Here is a 4,807-nt window from a genome sequence, read left to right as displayed (position 1 = left end):
GACATCACCAACGGCATCGTCACGATCGAGATCGCCGAGGGCGCACTCAAGACCATCACGCTCGACCGTGCCAGGGGCGTGCGCGTGCGCGAGGATCTCCTGCGCGCCATCATCGAGGGCCGCGTCAAGCCGGACGGCGTGACGCGGCAGGATCTGGAAGACGCGCTCTTGCGCATGAACGACCTGCCGGGCGTCTCGGTGCACGCCAAGCTCGCGCCGGGCGAAGCGCCGAATACCAGCAAGCTCGTCGTCGGCGTCGCGCAGGCGCCCGTCGTCGGGGGCGGCATCTGGGCCGATAATTACGGCAGCTCCAACGTGGGCAAGGCGCAAGGCAACGGGCTGGTGAGGCTCACCGACGTGTCCGGCTACGGCGACCTGACGCGGCTTTCCGGCACGGTCTCGCAAGGGCAGGAGTTCGGCTCGCTGGCGACGAGCGTGCCGCTCGCAGCCAGTGGGTTTGTCGCCAATGCGACCTACAGTTATCTCGACTACCACAATATCGACGCCATCGGCCGCGCCCTCGGCCTCACCGGTTTCGCTCATTTCGCCAATGGCGGCATCGACTACAGCCTGATCCGTTCGCGCGATTTCAACCTCCAGCTTGGCGGCACCGTGACCTGGAAGGCGCTGGTCGACGACAGCGTCGCCGGAACGCTCCAGGACAAGCGCTCGACCTCCGGCACGCTCAGCCTCAACGGCGACCGGCGCGACGCGCTGCTCGGCGGCGGCATCACCAACTGGTCGGTGAGTTGGACCTATGGCGATCTCGATCTTTCGCGCTTGGCGAGCGCGCTTGCCGCCGACCAGGCTGGACTCCAGACGCAAGGGCGGTTCAACCGGATCAACGCCACGGTCGCGCGGCTTCAGGCCTTGCCCGGCGACTTCGCGCTGTTCGGCCGCCTCTACGGGCAATGGGCCGACAAGAACCTCGATTCTTCGGAAGATTTTGCGCTGGGCGGCCCGTTCGGCGTGCGCGGCTATCCCGTGGGCGAGGGGCGCGGCGACATGGGCGTGCTCGGTACGCTGGAGCTCCGCTACAACGCGCCGGTGCCGGCGCGGTTCGGCAGCCTGCAACTCGCGAGCTTCCTGGACGGCGGCTACGTCAAGATCAATGTGTCGCCGAACGGCATCGCGCCGGTCACTGTCTGCGGCTGCAATGACTACGGCCTCGCCAGCGCCGGCCTCGTCGCGCGCTGGACGCGCGAGTGGCTGAACGTCTCGGCAAGCTGGGCCCATACGCTCGGCGACAATCCCGGCCGTTCCATCATCACCGGGGCCAACGCCGATGGCGTCAAGGCCAACGACCAGTTCTGGCTGCAAGCTGGCATTCGCTTCTGATGTTTCGAGAGGGTACGCTATGACATCGACCCTGCCGCGGATGCGGTTCGCAATCGCCCTGTCCGCGACCACGGCGCTGACGCCGCCGGTGCTGGCCCAGACCCTGCCGACCGGCGGTCAGGTCGTGTCGGGACAGGCCACGATCAGCCAGTCCGGCAACGCCATGACGATCAACCAGTCGAGCGACCGGATGATCGCCAACTGGCAGAGCTTTTCGATCGGCGCCGGCAACTCCGTGACCTTCAATCAGCCCGGTGCATCCTCGGTGGCGCTGAACCGCGTCGTCGGCCAGGACCCGTCAAAAATCCTCGGCAGCCTCAGCGCCAATGGGCAAGTGTTCCTGATCAATCCGAACGGCATTGCCATCGGCAAGACCGGCAGCGTGCAGACCGGCGGCTTCGTCGCCTCCACGCTCGGCATCAGCAACGCGAATTTTCTGGCTGGTCGCTACAATTTCACCGGCAGCGGCGGCGCGATCAGCAACGAGGGCAGCATCTCCGGCAAGGTGGTGGCGCTGATCTCGCCGAGCGTCAGCAATTCCGGCACCATCACCGGCAGCACGGCGCTCGCCGCCGGCACTGACGTGCTGCTCGACTTCAATGGCGACGGCCTGCTCTCGGTCGAGGTCAAGGCCTCCACCGTCAAGACGCTGGTCGAGAACAAGGGGCTGATCCGTGCCGATGGCGGACTCGCCATCCTCACCGCCAAGGGCGCGAGCGACGCCATGAAGGGCGTCGTCAACAACACCGGCGTGGTGCAGGCCGCGAGCATCGGCAGCAAGAATGGCCGCATCCTGCTGCTCGGCGACGCCAAATACGGCGAGGTCAATGCCGGCGGCACGCTGCGGGCCCGCTCGGTCGAAACCTCCGCCGCCAAGGTCAATCTCGCCGCCGATCTGAAGGTGGACACGCTGGGCGGACGCTGGCTGATCGATCCCGTCAACATCACCATCGACGCCAATTACGCCAGTGCCTTGCAGACGGCGCTTGCGAGCGGCGACGTGACGGTGACGACCTCGGGCAGCGGCACCGATGAAGGCAACGTCACGGTCAACTCCGCCGTCACCTGGGGCTCGCATATCCTGACGCTGCGGGCCGACAACAACATCGTCATCAATGCGCCGCTGACGTCGACCGGCACGACGAGCAGTGACGGGCTGGTCCTGCAATACGCACAGACCACGGCCACCGGTGGCTACACCATCAACGCGCCGGTCAACCTGGCAGCGGGCAGCCTGTTCCAGACCCAGAAAGAATCTGACGTCGCCATCACCTATGCGGTGATCACCGACGTGAATGCCCTGCAGAACATCAACACCAACCGGTCCGGCAACTACGTGCTGGGCGCGAACATCGATGCCAGCGCCACGGCGGGTTGGAATGGTGGCGCCGGCTTCACGCCGATCGGCGGCATCGGCGATATCAGCAGCTATTTTTCCGGCATTTTCGACGGGCTCGGTCACCACATCAGCAACCTGACCATCAACCGGCCGTCCAGCGATAACATCGGCCTGTTCGGCTACATCGATGGCGGGACCATCCGCAATGTCGGATTGGAAGGCGGCAGCGTGACGGGCAATAATGCCGTCGGCGGGCTGGTGGGGTCGAGCGGCCTCTGGGTCTACGGCGGCACGAGCAGCGTCGCTTACAACACCATCAGCAACGTTTACAACACCGGCAATGTGACCGGCACCGGCGCCTTGATCGGCGGGCTGGTCGGCGACGCCTATATCACGACGATCAGCAACTCATATGCCACCGGCACGGTTGCGGGCTATGGCGCCGCCGGCGGGCTGGGAGGGCGCGTCGTCGCCTCGTTCGTTTCCAACTCATATGCGACCGGCAACGTGTCGGCGATCTGGGACGGTGCCGGCGGGCTGATCGCGTACAATATCGGCACGTGGATGGGACCGAACCCCGCGGATTATGCCATAGGTACGGTGAGCCACTCTTATGCCACGGGTACCGTATCTGGCGGCATCATGGTTGGTGGCTTGTTGGGGTACAGCAACATCGGTCTCGTCACCGACAGTTACGCCACCGGCAATGTTTCGGGCACCGGCGCAATTGGCGGCACAGGCACAGCTGCCGGTGGACTGGTGGGGTTCGAACAGTACAGCCGGGTGGAGCGGTCTTACGCCACCGGCAACGTGTCCGGTGTCAAATCGGTCGGCGGGCTGGTGGGAGCCAGCTGGTACGGCGCTGTGGTAAGTCAGTCTTACGCGACCGGCAATGTGACCGGCAGCGGCATCGTCGGCGGTCTGGTCGGGCACAGCAATGAAGCCGTTTGGGTGCTCGATTCCTACGCCACGGGAGCAGTTTCAGGAACTGACGTGGTCGGCGGGCTGGTGGGGATGAATCAGGAAAGCCACGTGGTCCGGAGCTACTTCGCGGGCACCGTGTCGGGAACCAGCAATGTCGGCGCGATCGTGGGGCTGAACTGGGATGGCGGCCAAGTCATCCAAAGCTATGCGAACAGGGAGACATCGGGGCAGAGCGCCGCCTGTGGCGGATCCGGCGGCGTCAGCAACGTCTGCGACGGCAGCATGCTCACCACGGCACAGCTGCGCGATCCCTTCACCTTCATCAACAACGGCTATGACTTTGCCGCCGTCTGGGGCAAGTCCGTCAGCGGCGCCAATAACGGCATGCCGGTGCTGCGCGCGTTCGGCGACACCGTCTACGATGCCTATGTCAACGTCGCGGGCTCGGCCAGCACCACCTATGGCACGCTGGCCTCGCTCGGCGGATTGACGATGACCGGCGTGAACGCCAATCGCGTCACGCTCGGCTGGGGCAGCGCCGTCACCACCGCATTGGGCGCGGGCAGCTACAATCTCAGCGGCTCCGACGTTCTCAGCGCGACCGGTTCGGGCGGCGCGGTCTATGTCGGATCGGTCGCGGTCGGCCTCACCATCGACAGGGCGCCGCTCACCATCACCGCCAACGCGTCCAAGACCTATGACGGCCTCGCCTTCTCTGGCGGCAGCGTCGCTTATTCCGGCTTCATGAATGGCGAGACTGCATCCGTGCTGTCGGGCACGCTCAGCTATGGCGGCACGGCGCAGGGCGCGGTGAATGCCGGCCGCTACGGCCTGACGGCGGCGGGCCTCTCGTCGGCCAATTACGCCATTACATTTGTCGACGGTTCACTCACCGTCAACAAGGCGGCACTCACCGTCACAGCCAACGACGTCACCAGGATTTATGACGGCGTGCCGTTCTCCGGGGGCAGCGTGACCTATTCCGGCTTCGTCAACGGTGAGGGGCTACCTGCGCTCTCCGGCACGCTCGTCTATGGCGGCTCGGCCCAGGGGGCGCGCTATCCCGGTGTCTACGGTATCGCGGCCGCGGGCCTGACGTCCGTGAACTACGACATCACCTATGTCGACGGCCGGCTCGCGATCACTTCGCGGGATACGGGCGGCTGTTCGCTCGGGGCTGGCGGCAGCCCGGTCTGCGGCGCCACT

Annotated in this window: 2 protein-coding genes; both read left to right on the top strand. The window is 65.6% G+C overall.

The annotated features are described in order from the left end of the window. Positions 1-1,338 (top strand): ShlB/FhaC/HecB family hemolysin secretion/activation protein (locus MOV75_RS27820; protein ID WP_247006957.1); only part of this gene is annotated, 1,338 nt, incomplete at its 5' end. A 19-nt stretch (positions 1,339-1,357) separates the two neighbouring features. Beyond that, positions 1,358-4,807, top strand: a 3,450-nt coding sequence (locus MOV75_RS27815; RefSeq protein WP_247006956.1) for a filamentous hemagglutinin N-terminal domain-containing protein, incomplete at its 3' end; no start/stop codon positions are given.

The organism is Bradyrhizobium sp. PRIMUS42 (genome assembly GCF_023006515.1).
Lineage (GTDB): Bacteria > Pseudomonadota > Alphaproteobacteria > Rhizobiales > Xanthobacteraceae > Bradyrhizobium.
This window is presented reverse-complemented; position numbering and strand designations above follow the sequence as displayed.